At 34.5% G+C, this 3,407-nt stretch carries 4 protein-coding genes; all 4 read left to right on the forward strand.

Going from position 1 to position 3,407, the window contains the following annotated elements; translation table 11 throughout:
- Positions 1–427: tail fiber domain-containing protein (locus E1171_RS04425; RefSeq protein ID WP_187696258.1), on the forward strand; the 427-nt coding region annotated here is incomplete at its 5' end.
- Between the two features lie 796 nt (positions 428–1,223).
- Positions 1,224–1,991, forward strand: a complete 768-nt coding sequence (locus E1171_RS04430; RefSeq protein ID WP_246164151.1) for a ParA family protein — start codon at positions 1,224–1,226, stop codon at positions 1,989–1,991.
- A gap of 14 nt (positions 1,992–2,005) precedes the next feature.
- A complete protein-coding gene (locus E1171_RS24410) occupies positions 2,006–2,203 on the forward strand; it encodes a ParA family protein (RefSeq protein ID WP_246164153.1) in 198 nt (65 codons plus the stop codon).
- On the forward strand, positions 2,172–3,167 hold the full coding sequence (locus E1171_RS04435) for a ParB N-terminal domain-containing protein (RefSeq protein WP_155204493.1): 996 nt from the start codon (positions 2,172–2,174) through the stop codon (positions 3,165–3,167). The genes E1171_RS24410 and E1171_RS04435 overlap by 32 nt, the downstream gene beginning before the upstream one ends.
- Positions 3,168–3,407 lie beyond the last annotated feature (240 nt).

Consider the following 3,407-nt stretch of genomic DNA (forward strand, 5'->3'; position numbering starts at 1 on the left):
ATCGCGCTTCTATATGAGAGGGAGAAGAGACCACGATAGCCAATGGAAAAACTGGGTGCAGCTTTGGCATTCTGGGAACTTCGACCCCTTATCTCCCTCGGATGTACAATTAAAAGACAAAATTCGACCAATAGATGGCGCCCTGAACAGGATCCATAATATAGGAGGCTATTTCTTCAAATGGAATGAAAAACAAAGCCTACATTCTGGTGAAGATTTGGGCGTCCTTGCGCATGAAGTCGAAAATGTGCTTCCATTAGAGAACCTAGTAACACAAAGGCCTAATGGCTTTAAAGGGGTCCGTTATGAAAAATTGGTGCCTTTACTGTTGGAAGGTCTCAAAGAAGAAGATAAAAAAGTGGAGTTTCTCTATGAAATCATTGAAGAGCTCCAAAGTGAACTTCAGGCCATAAAACAAAAAGTTTAAGATTAAAAAACTTTTATTATCTCATTAAAAAAAGAAGCACTAACGCCTTCCCTTTCTATTCTATATAGGTCGAATGGCCTAAATATAAATAGAGGCGTTCTTTTCTTACCGGGCACTCTTCTTTAAAAGTAAGGCTTGGTAAGAAGCTTCTTTGGGCAAATTTTTTACCGAATCCTTTTGCCTTCTTGTCAATCCCCTAAGGGGTAGAATCAAAGGACTTTTCTTTCCTATAATTTGCAGTTTAATTCCCTTAATACCCACAAACCACAATCATCTTCTATGAAAAAAGTATAAAAGTGCGTTCTAAATTTCGCCATCAATCATTTTATGTATCCCTTTTCCTAAATGATGGCGAAATTTAGTAAATAAGTTATTCTCTTTTTCAAAAGGACAAGGCAAAAGCTCTCTTAAAAACATCTAATAAAGTAAAAAATCCTTTTTCAATTCATTAATAAAGAAGGTTAGGGAATCTTTGAAGGCCTTGTTTACAAAAAAAAAGTCCTTTTGAAAAAAAATATAAAAATTCTTAAAATTTAAGCCATAATTAAATTTTATACCAAAATTAGAGACAAATTAATATAAATAAATCAATAACAAGCTGTATTTTACAGCAAAGCTTTTCTATGTTATTTTTTTGTTAAATTTAATTTAATTTTTTTTGAAAAATTTACACAAATTTATTTTTTGATGGGAGGGTAAAAAAAAACACCCATTGTTTTAATCCTACAAATTTAGGTTTTTTGCCAGGCAATTTCAGATTTGTATCTTTTTCTGATCAAACATTAAATACCTTTAAATGCTTACTAATGAAGTAGTCATCAATTTTTTAAGTAAAAATCCTGCCTTATCTTTAACAGCTCTGGAAAAGGAAGCGGGCATCAGCATAGGTTTGCTCAGTAAGGTAATCCGACAGGAAAGAAAATTGAATGATAATCACTTGAGACGCTTAAAGCCTATTCTGGAAAAATACGGCCTTAGAAGAGTAATACCCGGTAAGGATATAAAAAAAACAAAAATTATCTCTGTGGTAAACCATAAGGGAGGAGTAGGAAAAACCACCACGGTAATCAACCTGGGCAAAGCCTTAAGCTTACAAGGTTTCCGTGTGCTCCTTATTGATTTGGATTCTCAGGGTAACCTCTCCCAAAGCTTGGGAGTAGATGAACCCGAAGATCAAGTTGTGGATGCGCTCCTAAAAGAGAAACCCCTTCCTATTTTATCGATAAGTGATAAGTTCGACCTCTCCCCTTCCGACTTAGCTTTGGCTGATGCAGATATAGAATTAATTCAATCCATTGCTGGGTTTAATAGGCTAAAAAGAGTTTTAACACCTGTTAAAAACCAATACGATTACATTTTAATTGACTGTCCACCTTCACTCAATATCATCACTTCCTGTGCTATGGTAGCCTCTAATGCCTGTCTCATCACCCTGCAGCCTGAGATTTCGGCTCTAAAAGGTTTGGATAAGATCCTTTCCAGGATTGAGGAAATACGGGAAGAAATAAATGATGAATTAATATTGAGGGTATTGTGTTTACCCTGGCTAGTAAGCACCAAGTAGTGCATCAAACTACTATGGAATATGTAAAGGAAGAACTGCCACATTTCAAGATATTTGAAACCATCATTCGAAAAAATGTGGCTATTCCTGAATCTCAGTCAGCACAACAGGACATATTTACTTACAATGACAAATGCCATGGTGCGGAAGATTATATGAACCTTTCAAAAGAAATATTAAATGTTAAAGAAGAAAGCCTTACTCAAGCCTAAAACAGCCCTTAATCTGGATAAAAAAATTATTAAAGATGAAAGGTTAAAACAAAATATTATTATTTCTGCAGAATTAAAGGAGTTAATCCCCCCCCTACAAAATGAGGAAAGAGCTCAACTTGAAGAAAGTATTTTGGAACATGGCTGTAGGGAAGCCCTCCTGTTATGGGAAAGATCTCCCAATGAATTTGTCTTAATAGATGGACATAACCGTTATAGTATATGCAAGAAGCACCGCCTTAACTTTAATATTAAATTAACTGAATTTGATTCCATTACTGAGGTTAAGGATTTTATGATTCGAAATCAATTAGGGCGTAGGAACCTTAACCCTGAACAAATTAGTTACTTAAGAGGACTGCGCTACGTACAAGAAAAGCGTAGAAAAGGGGGATACCAACAAGTTTTATCTAAAGGACAAAATAACCTTTCGACTTCCGAATTGATTGCTCAAGAATTTAAGGTTTCAGAGAAAACCATCAAAAGGGACGCCAATTATGCAAAAGGAATCAATAAGATAGGCCAATTGAATAACCAACTGAAAGCCCTGATTTTGAAAGGGGATAATCAGGTTAATAAACAAGAAATCCAATTAATTGGCCAACAACTTAATGAACAAAATAATCCCTTTCCAATACGGTCGGTCAAGGACATTGGAAAATTAGCTGCTCACCTTAAAAATAATAAGGAGCAACATAAATACGGCCAAAAAGAAAGAAGGCTAAACTCTAATACTGTTGCAAAATATGCCATTGAAGCTTCAAAAGATGGGTTTCAATTAATTGATTTCTTAAACAAGGAAGTCCCTAAGGAGCATCAATATATTCATGCGGTGCTATCTGTTGCCATCCATCAAATAGAGAATTCCATCGAAAGTCCTAAAAATATCCTGAATGAACAAAAAGTACAAGAAATTGAAGGTGAGCTCAAATGGCTTCGAAAACAACTGAAAAGGTTTCAATAAAGAAGGTTTTTTTCTCTTTGTGAATAATTCCTGTTCTCTAAATAATAGCCTAATTACCTTTTTGACTGATGGAAAGAAAAAATAACTTTTTCAGAAAGAAATAAAGTCATTTTCTTCTTCCCATATCGGTGCATTGGCAAATATAAAAACGTTATGATTTTTCTTTAAAAAATAAGGGTAGCAGAAAGTTTTTCAGACTCTAGTTAGATGGTTCTTCTTAATTTCATTGAATATTTTTTT

It is taken from the genome of Xanthovirga aplysinae, from assembly GCF_009711365.1.
Classification (GTDB): Bacteria; Bacteroidota; Bacteroidia; order Cytophagales; family Cyclobacteriaceae; genus Xanthovirga; species Xanthovirga aplysinae.